Annotated in this window: 21 protein-coding genes; 7 read left to right on the forward strand and 14 right to left on the reverse strand. The window is 59.7% G+C overall.

Going from position 1 to position 22191, the window contains the following annotated elements; translation table 11 throughout:
- The first annotated feature begins 77 nt into the window (after positions 1-77).
- Positions 78-986, forward strand: coding sequence for a LysR family transcriptional regulator (locus C5F71_RS19220; RefSeq protein ID WP_070995768.1), 909 nt, complete (start codon positions 78-80; stop codon positions 984-986).
- On the opposite strand, the gene C5F71_RS19225 is transcribed toward C5F71_RS19220, so the two are convergent.
- The 9 genes from C5F71_RS19225 to C5F71_RS19265 all read right to left on the reverse strand — a co-directional run bounded on the left by C5F71_RS19225 (position 983) and on the right by C5F71_RS19265 (position 8677).
- The gene (locus C5F71_RS19225) at positions 983-1468 is read right to left on the reverse strand and encodes a DoxX family protein (RefSeq protein WP_104911735.1); all 486 of its coding nucleotides are present in this window, start codon (positions 1466-1468) and stop codon (positions 983-985) included. The two genes, C5F71_RS19220 and C5F71_RS19225, sit on opposite strands and share 4 nt — an antisense overlap.
- Positions 1465-2229, reverse strand: a complete 765-nt coding sequence (locus tag C5F71_RS19230) for a DNA-binding domain-containing protein (protein WP_104911736.1) — start codon at positions 2227-2229, stop codon at positions 1465-1467. The genes C5F71_RS19225 and C5F71_RS19230 overlap by 4 nt, the downstream gene beginning before the upstream one ends.
- Positions 2226-3107, reverse strand: coding sequence for a DUF692 domain-containing protein (locus tag C5F71_RS19235; RefSeq protein ID WP_104911737.1), 882 nt, complete (start codon positions 3105-3107; stop codon positions 2226-2228). Before C5F71_RS19235 ends, C5F71_RS19230 begins: the two co-directional genes overlap by 4 nt.
- A 22-nt stretch (positions 3108-3129) precedes the next feature.
- On the reverse strand, positions 3130-3438 hold the full coding sequence (locus tag C5F71_RS19240; RefSeq protein ID WP_092234093.1) for a DUF2282 domain-containing protein: 309 nt from the start codon (positions 3436-3438) through the stop codon (positions 3130-3132).
- Between the two features lie 243 nt (positions 3439-3681).
- A complete protein-coding gene (locus C5F71_RS19245; RefSeq protein WP_029297115.1) occupies positions 3682-4383 on the reverse strand; it encodes an ABC transporter ATP-binding protein in 702 nt (233 codons plus the stop codon).
- Complete coding sequence (livG, locus tag C5F71_RS19250; protein WP_038446527.1) at positions 4384-5151, reverse strand: high-affinity branched-chain amino acid ABC transporter ATP-binding protein LivG; 768 nt, start codon at positions 5149-5151, stop codon at positions 4384-4386.
- A complete protein-coding gene (locus C5F71_RS19255; protein ID WP_029297111.1) occupies positions 5148-6401 on the reverse strand; it encodes a high-affinity branched-chain amino acid ABC transporter permease LivM in 1254 nt (417 codons plus the stop codon). Before C5F71_RS19255 ends, livG begins: the two co-directional genes overlap by 4 nt.
- Positions 6398-7321 (reverse strand): high-affinity branched-chain amino acid ABC transporter permease LivH, encoded by a 924-nt coding sequence (gene livH, locus C5F71_RS19260; protein WP_029297109.1) that lies wholly within the window; start codon positions 7319-7321, stop codon positions 6398-6400. The genes C5F71_RS19255 and livH overlap by 4 nt, the downstream gene beginning before the upstream one ends.
- Positions 7322-7549: 228 nt before the next feature.
- Positions 7550-8677, reverse strand: coding sequence for a branched-chain amino acid ABC transporter substrate-binding protein (locus tag C5F71_RS19265; RefSeq protein ID WP_104911738.1), 1128 nt, complete (start codon positions 8675-8677; stop codon positions 7550-7552).
- A 341-nt stretch (positions 8678-9018) separates the two neighbouring features.
- On the opposite strand from C5F71_RS19265, the gene C5F71_RS19270 reads away from it, so the two are divergent.
- Positions 9019-9324 carry a DUF2288 domain-containing protein gene (locus tag C5F71_RS19270; protein WP_104911739.1) on the forward strand — a complete coding sequence of 102 codons (306 nt, stop codon included), beginning with the start codon at positions 9019-9021 and terminating at the stop codon, positions 9322-9324.
- A gap of 302 nt (positions 9325-9626) precedes the next feature.
- Here C5F71_RS19270 and C5F71_RS19275 read toward each other — a convergent pair whose 3' ends face one another.
- From C5F71_RS19275 to C5F71_RS19285, 3 genes are all read right to left on the reverse strand, one after another.
- The gene (locus tag C5F71_RS19275; RefSeq protein ID WP_029297104.1) at positions 9627-11807 is read right to left on the reverse strand and encodes a hypothetical protein; all 2181 of its coding nucleotides are present in this window, start codon (positions 11805-11807) and stop codon (positions 9627-9629) included.
- A gap of 209 nt (positions 11808-12016) precedes the next feature.
- Complete coding sequence (locus C5F71_RS19280; RefSeq protein WP_104911740.1) at positions 12017-14242, reverse strand: bifunctional diguanylate cyclase/phosphodiesterase; 2226 nt, start codon at positions 14240-14242, stop codon at positions 12017-12019.
- 141 nt (positions 14243-14383) lie between these two features.
- Entirely contained in the window at positions 14384-14752 is a 369-nt protein-coding gene (locus C5F71_RS19285; protein ID WP_029297096.1) for a YkgJ family cysteine cluster protein, read from the reverse strand.
- Between the two features lie 247 nt (positions 14753-14999).
- On the opposite strand from C5F71_RS19285, the gene C5F71_RS19295 reads away from it, so the two are divergent.
- Positions 15000-16346, forward strand: coding sequence for an MFS transporter (locus tag C5F71_RS19295; protein WP_104911741.1), 1347 nt, complete (start codon positions 15000-15002; stop codon positions 16344-16346).
- A gap of 168 nt (positions 16347-16514) precedes the next feature.
- On the opposite strand, the gene rapA is transcribed toward C5F71_RS19295, so the two are convergent.
- Positions 16515-19361 (reverse strand): RNA polymerase-associated protein RapA, encoded by a 2847-nt coding sequence (gene rapA, locus C5F71_RS19300; protein ID WP_104911742.1) that lies wholly within the window; start codon positions 19359-19361, stop codon positions 16515-16517.
- 218 nt (positions 19362-19579) lie between these two features.
- Here rapA and C5F71_RS19305 point away from each other — a divergent pair, with 218 nt between their 5' ends.
- The 4 genes from C5F71_RS19305 to C5F71_RS28955 all read left to right on the forward strand — a co-directional run bounded on the left by C5F71_RS19305 (position 19580) and on the right by C5F71_RS28955 (position 20599).
- Positions 19580-19921 (forward strand): hypothetical protein, encoded by a 342-nt coding sequence (locus C5F71_RS19305; RefSeq protein WP_029297088.1) that lies wholly within the window; start codon positions 19580-19582, stop codon positions 19919-19921.
- Positions 19922-19946: 25 nt separating this feature from the next.
- Positions 19947-20138, forward strand: a complete 192-nt coding sequence (locus tag C5F71_RS28950; protein ID WP_133714123.1) for a hypothetical protein — start codon at positions 19947-19949, stop codon at positions 20136-20138.
- A 143-nt stretch (positions 20139-20281) separates the two neighbouring features.
- Positions 20282-20398, forward strand: coding sequence for a cytochrome c oxidase subunit CcoM (gene ccoM, locus C5F71_RS29550; protein WP_029297086.1), 117 nt, complete (start codon positions 20282-20284; stop codon positions 20396-20398).
- A 15-nt stretch (positions 20399-20413) separates the two neighbouring features.
- Entirely contained in the window at positions 20414-20599 is a 186-nt protein-coding gene (locus C5F71_RS28955; RefSeq protein ID WP_154906446.1) for a hypothetical protein, read from the forward strand.
- Positions 20600-20636: 37 nt separating this feature from the next.
- On the opposite strand, the gene C5F71_RS19310 is transcribed toward C5F71_RS28955, so the two are convergent.
- Positions 20637-22112, reverse strand: coding sequence for an inorganic phosphate transporter (locus C5F71_RS19310; RefSeq protein WP_029297084.1), 1476 nt, complete (start codon positions 22110-22112; stop codon positions 20637-20639).
- Positions 22113-22191: the final 79 nt, after the last annotated feature.

The raw sequence follows: 22191 nt of genomic DNA on the forward strand, positions 1-22191 counted from the left end.
GCCTGCAGTCTAGAGTGGTTTTTTCGGTAGATAAGCGCACTAATAGGCAACCTTTGGTTTTCAATTGGAAACAATCCATGAGCGAGATGGACGACCTGGCGGCGTTTGCGGTGTTGATCGAAGCCGGCAGCTTTACCCTGGCAGCCCAGCAACTGGGCTGCAGCAAGGGGCAGTTGTCCAAGCGCATCAGCCAGCTGGAGGCACAGTTCTCGGTGGTGTTACTGCACCGCACCACCCGCCGACTGAATCTGACCGCTGCCGGCGCGGCCCTGCTGCCACAAGCCCAGGCGCTGGTCATCCAGGTGGACCGCGCACGTCAGGCATTGGCCCGGCTGAAAGACGATGTGGCCGGGCCGGTGCGTATGACGGTTCCGGTTTCCCTGGGCGAAACCTTCTTTGATGGCCTGTTATTGGAGTTTTCCCGCCAGTACCCGCAAGTGCAGGTCGAAGTGGATCTGAGCAATAATTATCGAGACTTGGCCAGGGACGGTTTTGATCTGGCGGTACGCTCAGAGGTTGCCAACGATGAGCGCCTGGTCGCCAAGCCCCTGTTGGCCTGGCATGAAATGACCTGTGCCAGCCCGGCATATCTGCAACAGTACGGTGAGCCGCTGACACCCGCGGATCTGGTTGGGCACCGCTGTTTACTCAACAGCCATTACAGTGGGCGTGAAGAGTGGTTGTATCACCAGCAGCACGAGCTGTTGCGAGTGCGGGTGGATGGCACGTTTGCCTCCAACCACTACAACCTGCTGAAAAAGGCCGCGCTGGTGGGGGCCGGTATCGCACGGTTGCCGTCCTATCTGTTGCAAGAGGAATTGGCTGACGGCCGGCTTCGTTGGCTCTTGCGTGATTATCAGACCCGCAGCATGCCGATGTACCTGGTGCACCCGTATCAGGGCGGGCTACCGCGTCGCACCCAAGTGCTGGCCGATTACCTGGTGGGCTGGTTCAAGCGCAACGGCGAAGCGTTGGACCGGCTCTAGCGCCAGCGCCGGGCGATCCAGTGATCAATCGATAGCCGTCCTGGCCCCTTGGCCATCAATACCAGGAGCAACGCGATCCAGGTGCCGTGGGTCGGGTAGGCATCCGGATAGACAAACAGTTGAATCACCAGGGTCATGCCCAGTAACGCCAGCGCTGAAAAACGCGTGGCGAGCCCCAGCAGAATCAGGACCGGGAAAAGGTGCTCGGCGAACGTCGCCAGGTAGGCGGCCACTTCTGCGGGCACAAACGGTAGCCGGTATTCACTTCGAAACAACGGCACGGTGGAGCTGGCCAGGTGGGGCATGCCCAGTTCGAAGGTGCCATCTATCAGGTCGACGGCAAACCCCTGGACCTTGGTCTGGCCAGACTTCCAGAACACCGCCGCAATGGAAAAGCGTGCGACAAGGGCGATCAGGCTGTAGGGGATTTTTTCGAAGGTTTGAGTGATGCGTGCACTCAGGCACGGGGCGGCAGTATTCATGGGTGTACCTTGATTTGGGTGATGGCGCGGTGGTTGATCAGCAGTCCCAGGCATTGGTGCAGGTCGAATTCGCTGGCCGCGTCGAGGGCGTATGCCATCGCCATTTCCAGGGGCCAATCGTTGTTCAGGCTGTTGATGAAGGTCACGCAGCCGCTGTCGATGCAAAACACTTCGACCTCCAGGCCGTTGCGCAGGACCAGCGCACTTTGCCCATGCCAGGGGTCGAGTCGGGCGACGGGGTCGGTGGTTTGGTGCGCAGCCCATAGGGCCACCACGGCGTAGTCCGAGCGCAAGGTGGCAACGCAGGGATGCAATTGCAGGCGCACGTTGCCCAGACTTGATAACTGCTGCAGTTGGTTCACCACGGCGTGTGGATTGGCCACGGGGGTGTCGATGGCGTGATATGCACTGATGCGCAAGCGTTCCAGTCGAGCCACGTCGGCCACGTACGGCACATCGGCAGCGGGGGCGAAGCCCTTGATAAAGTCCGCCAGGTCACTGCCGTAGTCGTGGAGCAGCGGGCTGATAGGCGGATACGCCTGGATATACAACCCCGCCATCGCCCGGAAAAAATGCTCGCCCACCAGTTGTTGGGTCACCGGATAACTGTCGGCCAGGGCGTTGATCAATGAGCTGTGGACGTTATTGCGATACACCGCAAAACGGCTGGCAGGCTCGGCGCCATTGCGGCTGAATAATCCATCCGGGCATGGCAGGCCCGGCGTAAGCAGGGCCTGGGCGAACTGTTCGTGCCGGTTCATGGGTGCACCGCCGCAGCCAGCAGATGCTGGTCCGCTTGCCGGGCTTCGGCGTGCAATACGCTAAAGGCCGGTACATCGTTGTCGCGCTCGATCAGCGTAGCCACCGGGCCGGTGCGTTGCAGTGCCTGTTGATACAACTGCCAGACGGCGTTGTCGACCGGCGCTCCGTGGTCATCGATCAGCAGGCGATCACCCAGGCTGTCGGCATCTTCGGCAAAACCCGCCAGATGAATCTCGCCCACGCTGTGCAAAGGCAAGGCATTGAGGTAGGCCAACGGATCCTGCTGATGATTGATGCAGGACACATACACGTTGTTCACGTCCAGCAACAAGCCGCAGCCGGTGCGCTGGATGACCTCGCGGATAAAGTCGGTTTCGTCCAGGGAGGAGTGTTGGAACAGCAGGTAGGTCGACGGGTTCTCCAGCAACATGCGCCGCTTGAGCGTGCTTTGTACCTGGTCAATGTGTTCGCACACCCGCTTGAGGGTTGCGTCGTCATAGGCCAGGGGCAGCAGATCATTGAGAAACACCGGGCCGTGGCTGGACCACGCCAGGTGTTCGGAAAAGGAGTGGGGTTGATAGCGTTCCACCAGTGCCGCCAGGCGCGCCAAGTGAGCGTGGTCCAGCGGGCCTTCGCCGCCGATGGACAGGCCGACGCCGTGCAGCGACAGCGCATAGTGCTCGCGGATCAACCCCAGGTAGTGGTGGAACGGTCCGCCGGCCACCATGTAGTTTTCGGCGTGGACCTCAAAAAAACCAATGTCGGGCAGGGTAGCGAGCACTTGCTGGAAGTGCTCGCTCTTGAGCCCCAGCCCGGCCCGGCGCGGAAGGCCGGGAGCCTGAGCCTGGGCGACATCAGGCAGGGATGAAAGCGTCATCGTCAGTACTCAGGCGGGGGATTCAGGATTTGGCCTTGAAGGCTTCCAGTTGGCCAAAACCGGTTGGCGAGGTTTTGCTTTCCATCTTCATGCAGGTGCCCTCGGGGACCAGGTTCCAGGCGTTGGCCTGGTAGTCGGTATTCGAGGTGCCCGCGCAGGTGGTGCCGGCGCCTGCGGCGCAGTCGTTCTTGCCTTTGAGGGCGACGCCAAAGCATTTTTCCATCTTCGGCTCGTCGGCATGGGCGACAGTGGTCAGGGTGCTCAGGCTCAAGGCAGAACCCAGGGCCAGGACGAGGGTGGCGGCGGACAGCGAACGGGTGGTAGTGGTCATGGTGTTTCTCCAGTAGTGAGGTAGGTAAGAAAGCGTTTGTGCTTGCTTACCCCACTAGAGAAAGGGGGGAGGGGATCGTTACACGGGGATCGAAGAAAACTTGAAAACAACGCAAATTCTACGGTTCACACAAAACAAATGTGGGAGCGGGCTTGCCCGCGATAGAGGTGCGTCAGCCAATACATCCGGCCCTGGCACTCCGCCATCGCGGGCAAGCCCGCTCCCACATTTTTTACGCCGTTTTTAGCCGCCCAGGTACGCCTCGCGCACTTTCGGGTCGGTCAGCAATTGCTCGCCGCTGCCCTGCATCACCACCCGGCCGTTTTCCAGTACATAGGCACGGTCGGCAATTTTCAACGCCTGGTTGGCGTTCTGCTCCACCAAAAACACCGTCACACCGTCCTTGCGCAGTTGCTCGATGATGTCGAAGATCTGCTGGATGATGATCGGCGCCAGGCCCAGGGAAGGTTCGTCCAACAGCAGCAGCTTAGGCTTGCTCATCAGCGCACGGCCGATGGCGAGCATCTGCTGTTCGCCGCCGGACATGGTGCCGCCGCGCTGGCTGAAACGCTCCTTGAGCCGAGGGAACAGGTGCAGCACCTTGTCCATCTGCTCCTGGTAATCGCCCTTGTCGGTAAAGAACCCGCCCATGGCGAGGTTTTCTTCCACGGTCAGGCGGGCAAACACCCGACGGCCTTCCGGGACCACGGCAATGCTCTTGCGCATGATCGCTGCCGAGTGCTGGCCCACCAGTTCCTCACCCATGTAGCGGATGCTGCCGCTGTGAGCCTGGGGCGAACCGCACAGGGTCATCAGCAAGGTGGACTTGCCGGCACCGTTGGCACCGATCAGGGTGACGATCTCGCCCTGGCGCACTTCCACGTTGACGTCGTGCAGGGCCTGGATCTTGCCGTAGAAAGTGGAAACGTTTTCGAATTGCAGCATTTACGCTTCCCCCAAATAGGCTTTGATCACTTCCGGGTTGTCGCGGATCTGCTCCGGCGTCCCGTTGGCCAATGGCGTGCCCTGGTTGATCACGACGATATGGTCGGAAATGCTCATGACCAGTTTCATGTCGTGCTCGATCAGCAGCACGGTGGCGTTGTTTTCTTCACGCAGCACACCGATCAACGCCTTGAGGTCTTCGGTTTCCTTGGGGTTGAGGCCTGCCGCCGGTTCGTCGAGCATCAGGATCCGCGGGCGGGTCATCATGCAGCGGGCGATTTCCAGGCGACGCTGCTGACCATAGGCCAGGGTGCCGGCCGGGCGGTTGGCAAACTCGGTGAGGTTGACCTTGTCCAGCCAATACGCGGCGTACTCCATGGCCTCGCGCTCGCTCTTGCGGAACGCCGGGGTCTTGAACAGGCCTGCGAAGAAGTTGGTGTTCAGGTGACGGTGCTGGGCAATCAGCAGGTTTTCCACTGCGGTCATGTCCTTGAACAACCGCACGTTCTGGAAGGTCCGCACCACGCCCTTGCGGGCGATCTCGTGACCGGCCAGGCCCTGGATCGGCTGGCCGTCCAGCAGGATGCTGCCACCGGCCGGCTTGTAGAAACCGGTCAGGCAGTTGAACACCGTGGTCTTGCCGGCGCCGTTGGGGCCGATCAAGGCGACCACTTGTTTCTCTTTGACGGTCAGGGCCACGCCATTGACCGCCAGCAAGCCGCCGAAACGCATGCTCAGGTTTTCGACTTTCAGGATCTCGCGGCTCATTTGCGCAGCTCCATATGTGGACGTTGCATGGGCAGCAGGCCTTGAGGGCGCCAGATCATCATCAGCACCATCATGGCGCCGAACATCAACATGCGGTACTCGCTGAACTCACGCATCAGTTCCGGCAGCAGGATCATCACGATGGCCGCAAGAATCACGCCCAGCTGCGAGCCCATACCACCCAATACCACGATGGCGAGGATGATTGCCGACTCGATGAAGGTAAACGACTCCGGCGTCACCAGGCCTTGGCGAGCAGCAAAGAAGCTACCGGCAAAACCGGCGAACGCAGCACCCAGGGTAAAGGCGGAGAGCTTGATGATGGTCGGATTCAGGCCCAGCGCGCGGCAAGCGATTTCGTCTTCACGCAGCGCTTCCCACGCGCGCCCGATCGGCATGCGCAGCAGGCGGTTGATCACGAACAGCGCGGCCAGGGCCAGCAGCAGGGCGACCAGGTACAGGAACACCACCTTGCTCACCGGGTTGTAGGCAATCCCGAAGTACTCGTGGAAGGTCTGCATGCCCTCGGCAGCGGAGCGATCAAACGACAAGCCGAAGAACGTTGGCTTGGGAATGCTGCTGATGCCGTTGGGACCCCCGGTGATATCGGTGAGGTTACGCAGGAACAGGCGGATGATTTCACCGAAGCCCAGGGTCACGATGGCCAGGTAGTCACCGCGCAGGCGCAACACCGGGAAGCCCAGCAGGAAGCCGAACGTCGCCGCCGCCATGCCGGCCAATGGCAGGCAGATCCAGAAGCTCCAGCCCAGGTAGTGCGAGAGCAGCGCGTAGGTGTAGGCACCGACTGCGTAGAAGCCCACGTAACCCAGGTCGAGCAGCCCGGCCAGGCCCACCACGATGTTCAGGCCCAGGCCCAGCAACACGTAGATCAGGATCAGGGTGGCAATATCCACCGCACCACGGGAGCCGAAGAATGGCCAGATCAACGCGGCCACGATCAGGCCGATGATGATGTAGCGCTGGGTGCGCGGCAGGGTCAGGAACTGGCTGACCTTGGGCGAGACCAGCGGGCCCCGGTTGGACTTGAGCAGCGCACCAACCTGCTGGGTGAACAGTACCCGCAGGAACATCAGCACCGAGCACAGGGCGATGATGGTCAGTGTCACCGGCCCGGTGCCGTGTACTTCAAGGTTGATCCCGACAATGCTCAACTTGAGCCCGAGTACCGGAAAGGCCACGGCCCATACCAGCAAGGCGCTGAAAAACGCCGATTTAAGATATCTGCTCATACTTTCTCAACCTCCGGACGGCCCAGGATGCCGGTCGGCCGGAATAACAGCACCAGAACCAATAGACCGAAGGCCACCACGTCCTTGTACTGGTCGCCGAAGATATCGGCACCAAAGGCTTCGGCCACACCCAGCACCAGCCCCCCGAGCATGGCGCCCGGAATACTGCCGATGCCGCCCAGAACCGCCGCGGTAAAGGCTTTGAGGCCCACCAGGAAGCCGGCGTTGGGGTTGATCACGCCATACTGCATGCTCAGCAGCACCGCCGCGACGGCGGCCAATGCAGCACCGATCACGAAGGTCAGGGCAATGATGTTGTTGGTGTTGATGCCCAACAGGTTGGCCATCTTGATGTCTTCGGCGCAGGCCCGGCAGGCGCGCCCCAGACGGGAGCGGGAGATGAACAGGGTCAGGCCGAGCATCGCCACCAGGGTGACGACGAAGACCAGGATCTGCATGTAGGAAATCAGGACTTCTTCTGCACCGCCCGGCCCGAAGGAAATACTGCCCGGGATCAGGTTGGGAATGGACTTGTCCTTGGAGTCCTGGGATAGCAATACGGTGTTCTGTAGGAAAATCGACATGCCGATGGCGGAAATCAACGGGATCAGGCGGTTGCTGCCACGCAAGGGGCGGTACGCAACGCGTTCGATACTGTAGCCGTAGGCACTGGTTACGACGATTGACGCAAGGAACGCGGCAGTCATCAACAGCGGCAGGGAGTGGATACCCATCATGGCCAACCCGGCAATGGCGATGAAAGCCACATAGGAGCCAATCATGTACACCTCGCCGTGGGCGAAGTTGATCATTCCAATGATGCCGTAAACCATTGTGTAGCCAATGGCTATCAAGGCATAGGTGCTGCCAATGGTCAGGCCATTAACCAGCTGTTGGAAAAAATGATAGATCTCAGGCATTACAGCGCTCCTAAAAACCCGATACGCATTTCACTGGTGGAGTCATCTTCCAGCCTGGTGCTGTGTTCTGTGAGCACATTTGCACAAAGCATTTGCCAGCGAACCGCTGGTGACGGTTTTAAGATTTTCAGGTGAACCAGCGCCCGGATCGCGGGTGCGTGGCCCATAAACCTCGTAAAACAAAACCCACTGCTTGCACAGTGGGCTTGTTGTCCAGTAACGCCTGGCTTACTGAGGGGAAACTTCGGTTTTTGGTTGACCGAAGTGCCATTCGTAGACCACGAACTTGAAGTCTTTCAGGTCGCCCTTGGCGTCGAAGCTCAGGTCGCCGGTTGGGGTCTTGAAGGTACCCGCGTGGATGGCCTCGGCCACTTTGGTGGTGTCTTCGCTTTTGGCAGCAGCGATGCCGCCGGCAATGATTTCCACCGCCGAGTAGGCTGGGAACACGAACGGACCGCTTGGGTCTTTGCCGTCAGCCTTGAGTGCGTCGACGATTGCCTTGTTGGCAGGGTCTGCGTCGAAGGATTTCGGCAGGGTGACCAGCAGGCCTTCGGAGGCTTTCTGGGCGATTTGCGAGATGGAGTCGTTACCCACGCCTTCCGGACCCATGAACTTGGCTTTCAGGCCTTTTTCCTGGGACTGGCGCAGGATCAGGCCCAGTTCTGGGTGGTAGCCGCCGTAGTAGACGAAGTCGACGTTGGCTTGCTTGAGCTTCTGGATGATCGAGGAGAAGTCTTTGTCACCGGCGTTCAGGCCTTCGAACACGGCAACCTTGGTGCCTTTGCTCTCGAGGGTCTGCTTGACCGCAGTGGCGATGCCTTCACCGTACTGTTGCTTGTCGTGCAGTACTGCAACGACCTTCGGCTTGACGTGGTCGGCGATGTAGTTGCCGGCCGCTGGGCCCTGGGCGCTGTCCAGGCCGATGGTACGGAAGACCAGCTTGTAGCCACGAGCGGTGATTTCCGGGCTGGTGGCGGCAGGCGTGATCATGATCACGCCTTCGTCTTCGTAGATGTCGGTAGCGGGTTGAGTGGAGCTGGAGCAGAGGTGGCCGACAACGAACTTGACGCCGTCGTTGACCACTTTGTTGGCTACGGCAACGGCTTGTTTAGGGTCGCAAGCGTCATCGTATTCCTTGGCTTCGAGCATCTTGCCGTCGACACCGCCCTTGGCGTTGATGTCTTTGATGGCTTGCTTGGCGCCCATGAACTGCATATCGCCGTATTGGGTCACAGGGCCGGTTTTAGGGCCGGCAATACCGATCTTGATGGTGTCAGCTGCGAACGAATGGCCGGCAACCCCAGCCAGGACCATAGCGGCAAACAGTTTGGAAATCTGCTTAGTAGCCTTATTCATAGTGCTCCACTCTTACTGTTGTATTTTTTATAGTTCTAGCGGCCTTGTGGGCTACAGAACCGGATCAGATATCTCGGATATCCCCCCGGCAGCGGCCTGGCAACTGTACCGGTACAGTGTAGAGCGCCGGTTGATCGCTTGAAAAGCTAGCTACTGGGGGCAAACCCTGGGTATGTCGCTTAAATGAAAGAAAAAGACAGAATTGCGGCGGGTGAATGCCAGAGTCTCGGGCAATCCTTGGCGTTCCTGACGCTTTCAATCGGTGCCTCAATTGCAACTGGGTTTTTCTGAGGAAGTCTCGACGGTATGATTGCGCCGATTTTTTCCTCAGGTGAGTTCCCATGACGCAAGAACCTAGCACCCTCTATGCCAAGCTGCTCGGCGAAACCGCGGAAATTTCCTGGAAGGAGCTTGAGCCGTTCTTCGCCAAGGGTGCCCTATTGTGGGTCGACGCGGGCCTAGATTTGATCGAAGCCGCCGAGGGCATGGCCGAGGACAGCCGGGACAAAGTGGCCGCCTGGCTGGCCTCGGGGAGCCTTGGCGAAGTGTCTGCGACGCGGGCATTGGACCTGCTGGAGCGTGATCCGAGTCTGTGGGCGGTGGTGGTTTCGCCGTGGATTCTGATCCAGGAAAGGGCATTGAATTAAATGCTAGCACTGAAATGGTGCGAGTTTTTCCCGGTGGGAAGTGTGTAGCGGAGTAACCGCTTTCGCCATGATGGCAACTGGCCGTGAAGAAAGGTCACAGGCGAGGGTGACGTAAACGTCATGGGAACAGTTTTGCGGGCCGCGAATGGCTCGGGGAATTGTTTCTTGGTGTGGCAAGGTTATGGATATTGTCGCCTGGCAGACCGCTTTCGCGAGCAAGCCCGCCCACAGTCGACCGCATTCCAAGGGTGGACCTCGGTCAACTGTGGGAGCGGGCTTGCCCGCGAAGGCCGCGCCGCGGTCTAGGCCGTCTTCCCGGTATGGTTATTCAAGGAAATAACCTTGGTCTTGCCAATCCGGTGACGATAAATCTCACGCAGGTACTTGATCGCCTTCTTCACACAGTCCCGCGACAGGCGGATGTCGTTGATCGAGACAAACTTCTCTTTGTCATTGATCAGCTCGCGGTACTTCTTCTCATACATCGGCTTGATCGCGTACCAGTTGGTATCGAGGATTTTCGCCGGGTTCTCGAATTCGTTGAGCAACTCGTCAATACGGTCCTCGTCGAAGTCTTCATGGATGATGAAGTCCAGGATCGAGTTGTCCAGCGTCTCGTCGAAGCGGTACGGGTTGCGGGCAAAGCAGCGTTTGATAAAGGCCACGATCAACGTCAGGAAATCATCCGACAGGCACGGGCTCTTGGCGATCAGCGTGGTCAGCGACAGGTTGGCCGAGGCGCCGATCACCAGTGCGTAACGCTTGAGGGTGGTGTTGGGGAACAGGCTGTTGAGGTGCGTCTTGAGCCGGTTCAGGTCCATATAGGACAGTTTGTAGTCCTTGGGCAGGGAGACGATGGACACCACCGACGAGCAGTTCTTGAAGAAGTGCAGGTCATGCAGGGCCGCCGCGTCGTAGCCGGAATTCTTGTACTGCTCCAGCGACGCCCGATAGCGCTTGGACTCGATCGGCAGCAGGCTGATGCCTTCGATGGCCTGGGTGACCTTGTTGAAGTGGGGCAGGTCGATGGAGCGGAAGAACAGGTCATCGATGTTCAAGCGCTGCGGTTCTTTTTCGAACACCTTGAACTTGTCATTCGACGGCGCCGGGGTTTCCGGGACCACAGACTCGGCATAGGCAATCGCCACCGGCCCGGCCAGGCTCATGAACAGGTCGTTGGCGTCCAGGCGAATGGTTTCACCGATATCAATGCCGGCCCGGCGGAAATAGTTCTGGTCGTAGTCGGTTGTCACCGCCTGGGCCGTCAGAATGTTGAAGATCTGCTGTGAGATGTACTGGTTGGCGTGTTTTTCCATGGCATTGACGTCAATGTTCTGGATGTTGCCATCGTCGCTTTCTTCGGCGTAACGCATGATGTCGTTGGAGATCAGCATCATGGCGTTCCACGGGCGAATACGCCCTTTGACGCTGGCCTCGCTGCTGTCTTCATTGTCGAAGTTGTACGAGAAGTCCCATTCCTCCGACAGGTACTTGCACAGCAGCCGCCCGGCGTTGATGTGCAGAGCCTCGGACATTTCGCTGCGGTGATCGGAGATATTCGGTAGCACGCAAATGCCGCTGGTGAAGATCGGCTCGAACACAAAGGCGTGGCCGCTCTTGCTGTCGTGCTCGTCGGCGGGCTTGGTGTCGAAGGTCTTGTTCATGTACGAGTGCTGTTGGGCCAGGCCAAATTCCGAGGCCATGCCCGAGCCGGTGCCGCCGCCGGCGCTGAAGATCGAGAAGTACAGGCGCGACTGGTTGGCCTTGATCCCGCAGGAATCGATCAGGTACGAATGGATCATCTTCCAGTCGGGGCTGGAAAAACGCTGGGTGTCTTTGTTGAGGATGATCTTGGCCAGGTACTGGCCGAGGATCGGTGCGTTACCGGCGCCACCGGCGTGCACTTCCGACAGGTCCATGATTTTCATCTTGCTGTAGTCGCGCAAAAAGCCGCTTTTTTCGCCCTTGCGGGAAAAACGGATGCGCCCGGCGATGTCTTTGTCCAGGTCGCCGAGCATCACCAACGGTTCTACCAGGAATACCGGCTTGCTGGCCTTGCTGGCGCCCAGGCGCAGGTTGTTGCGGATCCATTGGGCAGGGCTGTAGCCCTTTTCAACGTAGGATTTGTCTTCGGTGCTGAACTCGTTCAAGTAGAACTTGCGCGCGTTGTAGACCAGCTCCGCGACATCCAGGGCAATGTTGGAACCGCAGCGCCCCAAGCCGATCAGGCAGACCGAGGGAAATTCCTGCTCGCTGCGTAACTCGCTGTCGCCCTCAAGGTGCGGCGGGCGTGGGAACACCATGTCGCGCAGGCCGTCGAGGTTGTCGAGGATGCGGTCGGTGTTGGTTTCGGTGAAGTACAGGTATTGCTGGGTGCCCAGCGCACGTTGACTGTTCAATGACTTTGAACCTGAGGGTTTTTCCGCAGGAGCTGTCAGCAACACGTCGGATACCGCAGTAACAGGATTATTTTTAGAAGTCATTGTGCGCCATGTGCCTGGACGGATGGCTGGAAAGCATCAAAGAGCCATCACCGAGTGAGAGTTCGCGACTTTTACAGTGCGTTTTAGGCCTCAGCGACCCGTCTTAACCCTATTTTTTCTAGGGAAAAGCGGCGCCGGACTCTCATGAATCGGCCGTTCGTCGGCGTTCTTTAATCAAAATGATGGCGATATGCCAAGGCTTTTGCGAGTCAACGGATGGGACGTACCACCGAAGAGGTGTCCTTGCCGCTTGCCTGGCTTAACGGTGTGAGCGGGTTGTGCTGATCCAGCGCGATGATCAACGCGCTGACTTCATTGGCCGGCACTGCTGCACTAAGCAGATAACCCTGCACATAGTCGCAACCATGCTTGATCAGAAGCTCCAGTTGCTGCGCAGTTTCCACCCCTTCGGTGATGACCTGCAGGTGCAGGGTGTGGGCCATGCCGATGATCGCCTGGACAATCTCCATATCGGTGGTGGATTTGGGAATGTCCTGGATAAAGGACCGATCGATTTTCAAGGTATTGAGGGGCAAACGCTTGAGATAGGAAAGGGAGGAGTAGCCGGTGCCGAAGTCATCGATGGACAGCGAAACGCCCAGCGCGCGGATTTGCCGCAGCAGGATCAGGGTGCTGCTGATGTTGCCCATCAAGGCATTTTCGGTCACTTCCAGTTCCAGGCGGCTGGCAGCGATACCACTGCTGCGCAGGGCATATTCGATCTCGTCCGCCAGTTCGTCACGGGCCAGGTTAAGGGCCGAGCAGTTGACGGCCATGCTCAGGTCGGGGTGGCCCTGTTCCGTCAGCCAACTCAGGTCGGCACAGGCCTGGCGTAGTACCCAGTTGTCCAGTTCGGCGATCAGCCCGTTGTTTTCGGCAATACCGATAAACCGGTCGGGCGCCAGCAAACCATGGACGGGATGTTGCCAGCGCACCAGGGCTTCAAGCCGGGTGACTTTGCCTTTGCGCAGGTCGAGAATCGGTTGGTAATGCAGGACCAGTTCTTTTTGGTTGCGTAGTGCGTTACGCAGTTCCTCTTCCAGTTGCAGTTCAAGAGAGGCCCGGGTTTTCAGGTTGGAGCTGAAGAAATTCAAGCTGTTGCGCCCGCCATCCTTGGACTGATAGAGCGCCAGGTCGGCGGTTTTCAGCAGTTCCTCGCTGGTGGTCCCATCCTCGGGAAACACGCTGATACCGATGCTGGTGGTCATCACCATGCGCCGGCCGGCCAGCTCGATGGGCTCTTTCATTTTCAGCATGATGCGCTGGGCCATGTGCCGCGCTTCGTCGCGATGATGGATATTGATCAGGATGCAGAACTCATCGCCGCCAAACCGCGCCACTACATCATTGTGGCTGCGTACCGAACTCTTGATATGCCCGGCCAGGACCGTCAGCAGCTCATCGCCGGCGTCATGGCCCAGGCTGTCGTTGATCCGCTTGAAGTGGTCGATGTCGAGGAAAATCACCGCCAGCATGCCCCCGTCGAGGGATTTCTGTGCGAGCTTTTCGGCGAAGATCTGGTTGAAACCCCGGCGATTGAGCAGGCTGGTCAAGGCATCATAGTGGGCGACTTGCTGCAGGGACGCGCGCGCCTGGTCCAGTTCGCTCAGCAGGGTATTGACCCGACGCAGGTCGCGTTCCTTGTGCTGCAGTTTCTTGTCGGCGAGGGCCGCACTGATGCTGCTGCCGATCACCAGCAATGTGATGACGGCCACCGACAGCCCCAGTTGCGTCGGGTGATTGTCGATTGGCAGCGGCGGCACAGCCCCTGTGGGCAGCAGCAGTTGCATGGCGGCCATGCCGGTGAAGTGCATGCTGAGAATGCCGGCGCCGAGCACCAGGCTGGCGCCGTACTTGAGCAGTTGGTGGAACATCCCGCTGCCACTGCGCAGGTAATGGGACAACAGCAAGGCTGCCAGGCTGGCGCCGATGGCGATGGCCACCGACAACCCGAACAGCGCGCCGGAAAAATACACCTGGGCCTCGGAGCGCATGGCGGCCATGCCCACGTAATGCATCAGGGCGATGCCCAAGCCCATCCAGATGGAGGCGACCAGGTATTGATGAAAGTGCAGTTGCGCATGACTGAGGGTTTGCATGGCGAATAGCGACGCGACCATTGCGATCAACAAGGAGGCAACGGTCATGAACACTTCGTAATGGATGGCAATGGGCGCCTGGAACGCCAGCATGCTGATGAAGTGAGTCGACCAGATCCCGCCGGCCAGGCAAGCGGCGCCGATCCAGCGCCAGCGGCGTTTTGCCGTGGGGTTGTCAACGTGGCCGACCCGTTCAGCCATGTCCAAGGTGCCGAAGCCCGCTGCGCAGGCAACCAGGTACGCCAGTAGCACCAGGAAGGGGTTATGGGTGCAATCGAGTAATAAATGCCCGCTCTCGGGAAGGGGGGTAAAAAAATGCAGACCCAGCCATTCCATAGCATGTCCCGTTTGAGTCATCTCGTGTCACGGCGCGCGGCGATGACCTATGGATTCGAGTATAGAAGGCTCAACGGAATCGCAAGCGGTAATGGCATTTTGACTTCTTCGATTTTGGCATGCTGACCATAGCCAATGATTCTAAGCGCTGATCGGCAATTCGTACTCGTAAGGCGGTTGCTCAAGCGGCGCCAGGCCGAACGCGGCGCGGGCGGCGTCGCAATCGACGTTCACTTCGCCCTGGCTCCATGACGCTTCGAACTCCCGGCATACGCTGGAACGCTGGGCGTAGATCGAGCAGCGTGTGCCGCTGCCCACTTCGCCTTCCAGGCTGCAGCAGCGCGCCGGCTTTTGGTCGGTGCCGATCATCGCCACTCGGCTGGGGTTGATCTGTACCACCAGTTCATCGGGCACGGTGCCGCCTGATGAAGCGCATTCGCCCCAAAAGAAAGACACGCGAAAGTGTGAACAGCAGGCACCGCAATTCAGACACGGACTGGCATCGGACATGGCACGTCATCAATAAGAGGTAAGGGGGGGAACTGCGGAAGGCTCGCTATTCTATTCCTGCCAAGGCGCTTGGGAAGGGGGGCGCGTGCTTATTTTTTTACCGGGGAAAATCGGGCTGCCCTGGATGACATTACGCCCTATCAGCTTTACGAATCATTACAGACAACCGCGCCGCGCCTGACTAGATTGCAGGTTCCGGGCAGGATGCGTCGGCATCGAGCCTCTATAACAATAAAGAGACGGACCCATGCAGAACTCGACCCAAGCGGCGAATGCCTGGCGCATTCTGTTCCTGCTGTTCCTGGCCAACCTGTTCAACTTCTTTGATCGCACGATTCCGGCGATCATCATCGAGCCGATCCGCATGGAATGGCACCTCAGTGACTTCCAGCTCGGCATCATCGGCACCGCGTTCACCATCGTTTATGCCATTGCCGGCTTGCCTTTGGGGCGCCTGGCCGATACCGGCTCACGTAGCAAACTGATGGGCTGGGGCCTGGCGAGCTGGAGTGCGCTGACGGCGGTCAACGGTATGGTTGGCAGCTTCTGGACCTTCCTGCTGGTGCGCATGGGCATTGGTATTGGCGAAGCCAGTTATGCACCGGCCGCCAACTCGTTGATCGGCGACCTGTTCCCGGCCCACCGCCGCGCCCGGGCCATGGGGATTTTCATGCTGGGCCTGCCCTTGGGCCTGTTGCTGGCGTTCTTCACCATCGGCGCGATGGTCCAGGCGTTCGACAGCTGGCGTGCACCGTTCTTTATTGCCGCGGTCCCGGGGCTGATCCTCGCGATCTTCATGTTCTACATCAAGGAGCCCAAGCGCGGCGCCGCCGAAACCGTGCAAGTTTCCCAAGAGAAAGTCGACCGGCCGATTCGTCGCGTGCTGGCGGTCCCGACCTTCCTTTGGTTGGTGCTGGCCGGGCTGTGCTTCAACTTTGCCACCTATGCCTGCAACTCGTTCCTGGTGCCGATGCTGCAACGCTACTTCCTGATGCCGCTGCAAGAAGCAGCGGTAGCAACCGGGGTGATTGTCGGTGTGACGGGCTTGTTCGGCCTGACCCTGGGTGGGCTGGTGGCCGACAAGATTCACCAACGTATCCCCAACGGCCGCCTGCTGTTTGCCGCGTTCAGCCTGATTATTTCCACGGTCTGCACGGCCTGGGCCCTGCATGCGGGGCGCATCGAGATTGGAGTGTTTGTCGCGGTGTTCAGTGTGGGCTGGCTGTTTGCCTATAACTTCTATACCTGTGTGTACACGGCGATCCAGGACGTGGTGGAGCCACGCCTGCGGGCTACGGCCATGGCACTGTTCTTTGCCGGCCTGTATCTGCTGGGTGGTGGTATGGGGCCAGTGGTGGTGGGCGCATTGTCTGATCACTTTGCCCATGCGGCGATGTATGCGGCGGGTGCCGAACAAATGACCGAAGCGTTCAAGGCCGTGGGCCTGCATGACGCCATGTACCTGATCCCGGTGGCGTTGTTCCTGACCATGCTGTTTCTGTTCCAGGCTTCGCGGTGTTTTGTGCGCGATGCCAAGCGGATGAAGGATGGGTTGGGGGTGGTGGAGGTGCCTGGTCCGGCGGTTCCTGCTTGAGATCGAGGTGATGGCATCGCAGGCAAGCCTGCTCCCACAGTTAACCGAGTTGCCAACTGGAACACCGGTCAATTGTGGGAGCTGGCTTGCCTGCGATGAGGCCCTCAAGACCCCATAAAAAAGGCCCGCATTGCGCGGGCCTTCTTGTTTGACAGGGCAGGGCGCGGATCAACCCGCTACCAACACCCGAATCGCTTCCAACCGCAACGCCGCCTTGTCGAGCATGGCCAGGCCTTGCTCGCGTTGTTGGCGCAGGGCAACCAGTTCGCTGTCGCGCACGGTTGGGTTGACCGCTTGCAGGGCCGTCAGGCGCGCCAGCTCTTCGTCGGTGTCTGCTGCCAGGCGACGTTGCGCCTCGGCCACACGTTCGGCGTGGCGCGGGGCGATTTTCTCTTCGCCGGCGTTGATCCGTGGCGTCAGCTGGTCACGCTGGGCCTGCACGAACTTGTTGGCGTTGGCCCGTGGCACGCTTTCCAACTGGTCGTTCAGGGTGGTGAATGACACACGGCCCGACAAGTCATTGCCATTGGCATCCAACAGGCAACGCAGTGCCGCTGGCGGCAGGTAGCGACCCAGTTGCAGCGAACGCGGCGCCACCACCTCACTGACGTAGAGCAGTTCCAGCAACACGGTGCCCGGCTTGAGCGCCTTGTTCTTGATCAGCGCCACGGCGGTGTTACCCATGGAACCGGACAGCACCAGGTCCATGCCGCCCTGGACCATCGGGTGCTCCCAGGTGATGAACTGCATGTCTTCGCGAGACAGCGCCTGGTTGCGGTCGTAAGTGATGGTCACGCCTTCGTCGTCGCCGAGGGGGAAGCTGGCGTCGAGCATTTTTTCGCTGGGTTTGAGGATCAGCGCGTTTTCCGAATGGTCTTCGCTGTCGATGCCAAATGCATCGAACAGGGTTTCCATGTAGATCGGCAGGGTGAACTGATCGTCTTGCTCCAGGATGTCTTCGACCAGCGCATCACCTTCACCTGCGCCGCCGGAGTTGAGCTCCAGCAGGCGGTCGCGGCCGGTGTGCAACTCGGCCTCCAGGCGCTCGCGCTCGGCGCGGGCTTGGTCGATCAGGCCTTGCCATTCACCGTCGTCGGCGTTTTCCAACAGCGGCAGCAGGCGCGGGCCGAACTGGTGCTGCAAGGCGTTGCCGGTCGGGCAGGTATTAAGGAAGGCATTCAGCGCTTCGTGGTACCACTGGAACAGCCGCTCTTGCGGGCTGGTTTCCAGGTACGGCACGTGCAATTCGATCACATGCTTCTGGCCGATCCGGTCCAGGCGCCCAATGCGTTGCTCCAGCAAGTCCGGGTGCGACGGCAGATCGAACAGCACCAGATGGTGGGCGAACTGGAAGTTGCGGCCTTCACTGCCGATTTCCGAACAGATCAGCACCTGGGCGCCGAACTCTTCATCAGCGAAGTAGGCGGCGGCACGGTCCCGTTCGAGGATGTTCATGCCCTCGTGGAATACCGTGGCCGGGATGCCGGAGCGCACGCGCAGGGCGTCTTCCAGGTCCATGGCGGTTTCGGCATGGGCGCAGATCACCAGGACCTTGGTGCGCTTGAGCATCTTCAGCTGGTCGATCAGCCACTCGACGCGCGGGTCGAAGCGCCACCAGCGGTTTTCTTCTTCAATATCTGGCTGCGACTGGAAGCTGACTTCCGGATACAACTCGGCATGCTCGCCCAGCGGCAGTTCCAGGTACTCGTCCGGGCACGGCAGCGGGTAGGCGTGCAGCTTGCGCTCGGGGAAGCCCTGCACCGCGGCGCGGGTGTTACGGAACAGCACGCGGCCGGTGCCGTGGCGGTCCAGCAGTTCACGCACCAGGCGTGCGCTGGCTTCGGTGTCGCCATCGTTGACGGCGGCCAGCAGGGCTTCACCTTCGTTGCCAAGGAAGCCTTGGATAGTCTTGTGCGCAGCCGGTGAAAGACGGCCCTTGTCCATCAATTCCTGGACGGCTTCGGCCACTGGGCGATAGTTCTCGCTCTCGGCGCGGAAGGCTTTGACGTCGTGGAAACGGTTCGGGTCCAGCAGGCGCAGCCGGGCGAAGTGGCTGTCCTGGCCCAGTTGTTCAGGGGTTGCGGTCAGCAGCAGCACGCCGGGAATGGTCTCGGCCAACTGCTCGACCAGCTGGTATTCGGCGCTGGCTTTCTCTTCATGCCAGACCAGGTGGTGCGCTTCGTCGACCACCATCAAGTCCCAGCCGGCGGCGAACAGCGCGTCCTGGGCTTTCTCGTCATCCACCAGCCATTCCAGGGCCACCAGCGCGAGCTGGGTGTCTTCGAACGGGTTGCTGGCATCGCTTTCGATAAAACGTTCTTCGTCGAACAGCGCAACCTGCAGGTTGAAGCGCCGGCGCATTTCTACCAGCCATTGGTGCTGCAGGTTTTCCGGGACCAGGATCAACACGCGATTGGCGCGGCCGGACAGCAACTGGCGATGGATCACCAGGCCGGCTTCGATGGTCTTGCCCAGGCCTACTTCGTCGGCCAGCAGGACCCGTGGTGCGATACGGTCGGCCACTTCACGGGCAATGTGCAATTGGTGTGCAATCGGCTGCGCACGTACGCCACCCAGGCCCCAGAGCGAGGACTGCAATTGGCGGCTGGTGTGTTCCAGGGTGTGGTAGCGCAGGGAGAACCAGGCCAGCGGGTCGATCTGCCCGGCGAACAGACGGTCGCTGGCGAGGCGGAACTGGATGAAGTTCGACAGTTGGGTTTCCGGCAGGGTGACCTGCTCGTTCTGCCCATTGAGACCGTGGTAGACCAGCAGGCCATCGACATCGTCGACCTCGCGCACGGTCATTTTCCAGCCTTCGAAGTGGGTGATGGTGTCACCCGGCGAAAACCTCACGCGAGTGAGGGGCGCATTCCGTAGCGCATACTGGCGGGTGTCGCCAGTGGCCGGATAGAGCACGGTCAACAAGCGGCCGTCCTGTGCCAGAACGGTGCCTAACCCCAGCTCTGCTTCGCTGTCACTAATCCAGCGTTGCCCCGGTTGATACTGCTGCGCCATGCTGCCTGACTCCCGCCGTGAAAAAGCCGACTATTCTAACGGAACAAGGGCCCCAGCCAAAGGACTCTGACAAAAACTACTCCGCTTGCAGGGATGAAAGAGGGCGATTCGACGGGTGGCAGGGCACGGGTGACTGACGACTGGGTCACAAGTTGGCGAGCCTGGGCTCAAGTCGCTGGTGCGCCAGCCGACAGCCTGCTGACAGGAGACTAATAATTATGCTGCCACCGATCTTGCCCTTGAGTGTTGTGCCGGTCACGTCGCAACTCGACCCCGTGCGCCCAAAGCCCGATATTCCACCGGTGGTCCCCGCGCAGCCGAGCTCCAACGAAAGCACCATCGACCTCAAGCACCGCGACGCCGAGCAATCGACACTGATGCTGCGTGAGGAACAGCGGCGCCAGCAGGAACAGCAGAAACGCCGGCGCGAAGCCGACGAGGATCCTGAGCAACACCTGGCCATTCCTGGTGATGAGCTCAATGCTGATAACACCGTGCCAGTCGCGCCGCTGATCGAAGACGCGCCCCGCCAGGGGTTGTGGGTGGATGTCGAGGTTTGACCCCCGGGCGGGCCAGGACGCATTATTGAGTCACTCCAGCCACCACGTAAGCCATGCCATGAGTGACGACAAGCTGATCGACCTGAATGCCGAACGGGCCAAACGGGTACATGACCTCAACGACAAGCGCCTGAATGACGTGCGCCAGGCGTTCGAGCAGGCCATGCCGTTGGGCAAGACGAAGAAAAAGTCGAAAAACAAAACGAAAAAGCGCTGAAATGACCTGAATCTGTTGATTCAGATCAGTTATTTCCCTTCTATACGCCCCGTTGCGGGCGACATTGATCCCCGTCAATTTCTCCTCCCGCCTTCTTGGTTAACTTAGCCCCATCGCAACAGGGCAAGAGCAGGAGGCCGGTCATGTTTTTCGATAATGTGGTTTTCGCCGGGGTGCTGACTGTCGGCCTCATGGTGCTGTTTTTTGTAGGGTTTGGTTTTTTTATCTGGAAAGACGCGAATAAGCGTAAAAAACCATAGGTTTTTCCGGGTTACATGAGCACGCAAGGCATTTTGGGCGACTTCGGTCGCCCTTTTTTTTGCCCGGATTTTGACGCAGTTCTTGTAGGAGCCGGCTTGCCGGCGAAAATCGCCAACGATAACGCGGTGGGCCTGGTGCCCGTGCTGCTCTCCAGTTTTTCGCCGGCAAGCCGGCTCCTACAAGGACAAAAAAAGGCGTGACCCGCGAGGGTCACGCCTTTTTCAGTTGCGCGGGCTGTTAACTGCCCAGCGCCTTGGATGCCAGCCAGAACAACCCGGCCGACAGGCTCACCGTGGCCGGAAGGGTCAGCACCCAGGCCATCAGGATGGTCTTCACGGTGCCGCCTTGCAGGCCGCTCTTGTTCGCGACCATGGTCCCGGCCACGCCCGAAGACAGCACGTGGGTGGTGGAGACCGGCAGGGCGAAGATGTTGGCAAAGCCAATCATGGTGGCGGTGGTGATCTGCGCCGACATGCCCTGGGCATAGGTCATGCCCTGCTTGCCGATCTTCTCACCGATGGTCAGTACCACACGCTTCCAGCCCACCATGGTGCCCAGGCCAAGGGCCAGGGCCACGGCGAGGATCACCCAGAACGGGGCGTATTCGGTGGTAGCGGTCAGGTCTTTACGCAGTTTTTCCAGGTCCGACTTCTCGCGGGAATCAAGGCCTGGCAGCTTGCCGACTTTCTTCGCGGTATCGTCCAGGCACAGCAAGTAGCGACGGACTTCAATGCGCTGGTCGGAGGTCAAGGAGTGGTAGTCAGAGACACCCTTCAATGTGCCGAGGAGGGCGTTGATGGTGGGTTCGGTCTGTTGCGGATTGCAACGGAACTTGCCTGGCAGGTCGTCTCTGACACTTTTGCCCAGGGCAAGGAATTCGCCGAGGGTTTCGTGGTTGCGCTGGTAGAACTGGTTGAGGTGCAGGGTGGCGTCGCGGGTTCGCTCGATCTGGTAAGTGGTGCTGCCCAGATCGAGTACGAACTGCGCGGGCACGATACCAATCAGCACCAGCATGATCAGGCCGATACCTTTCTGGCCGTCGTTGGATCCATGCACGAAACTCACGGCCATCGCCGAAATCACCAGTACCAGGCGGTTCCAGAACGGCGGGTGTTTCTTGTCGTCGAGCTTGCGGCGCTGGTCCGGTGTCTTGTGCATCTTGGACAGCGGACGCCACCATTTAAGACCAATCAACACCAGGGCTGCGACCAGGAAGCCGGCCATGGGCGAGAACACCAGCGAGGCGCCGATATCAATAGCCTTCTGCCAGTTAACCCCGTCCGCCAGCGGAATATCGTTGATCAGGGCATTGGCCAGGCCGACACCGAGGATCGAACCGATCAGCGTGTGGGAGCTGGATGCCGGGATCCCGAAATACCAGGTGCCGAGATTCCACGTGATGGCGGCGGCCAACAATGAGAACACCATGGCCAGGCCATGTCCGGTGTTCACATTGATCAGCAACTCCACCGGCAGCAAGTGCACGATGGCATAGGCAACGCCTACCCCGCCGAGCAACACGCCGAGGAAGTTGAACACCCCGGAAAAGAATACGGCCAGGTGCGGCGGCATCGCTTTGGTATAGATGACTGTGGCCACCGCGTTAGCGGTGTCATGAAAGCCATTGATGAACTCGAAGGCGAGGACAAAGGCGAGGGCGAGCAACAGGCTCACAAGAACCCAGGCATCCAGTCCGCTGAATAAATCGATCATGAAGGTTTTATGACCCGGTCGTAAGGGGGCGCGATTATGCCAGAAAACCTCAGTAATCGATGCACTAGCTGCTCGCCGG

This window comes from Pseudomonas sp. LG1D9 (genome assembly GCF_002949995.1).
GTDB lineage: Bacteria > Pseudomonadota > Gammaproteobacteria > Pseudomonadales > Pseudomonadaceae > Aquipseudomonas > Aquipseudomonas proteolytica.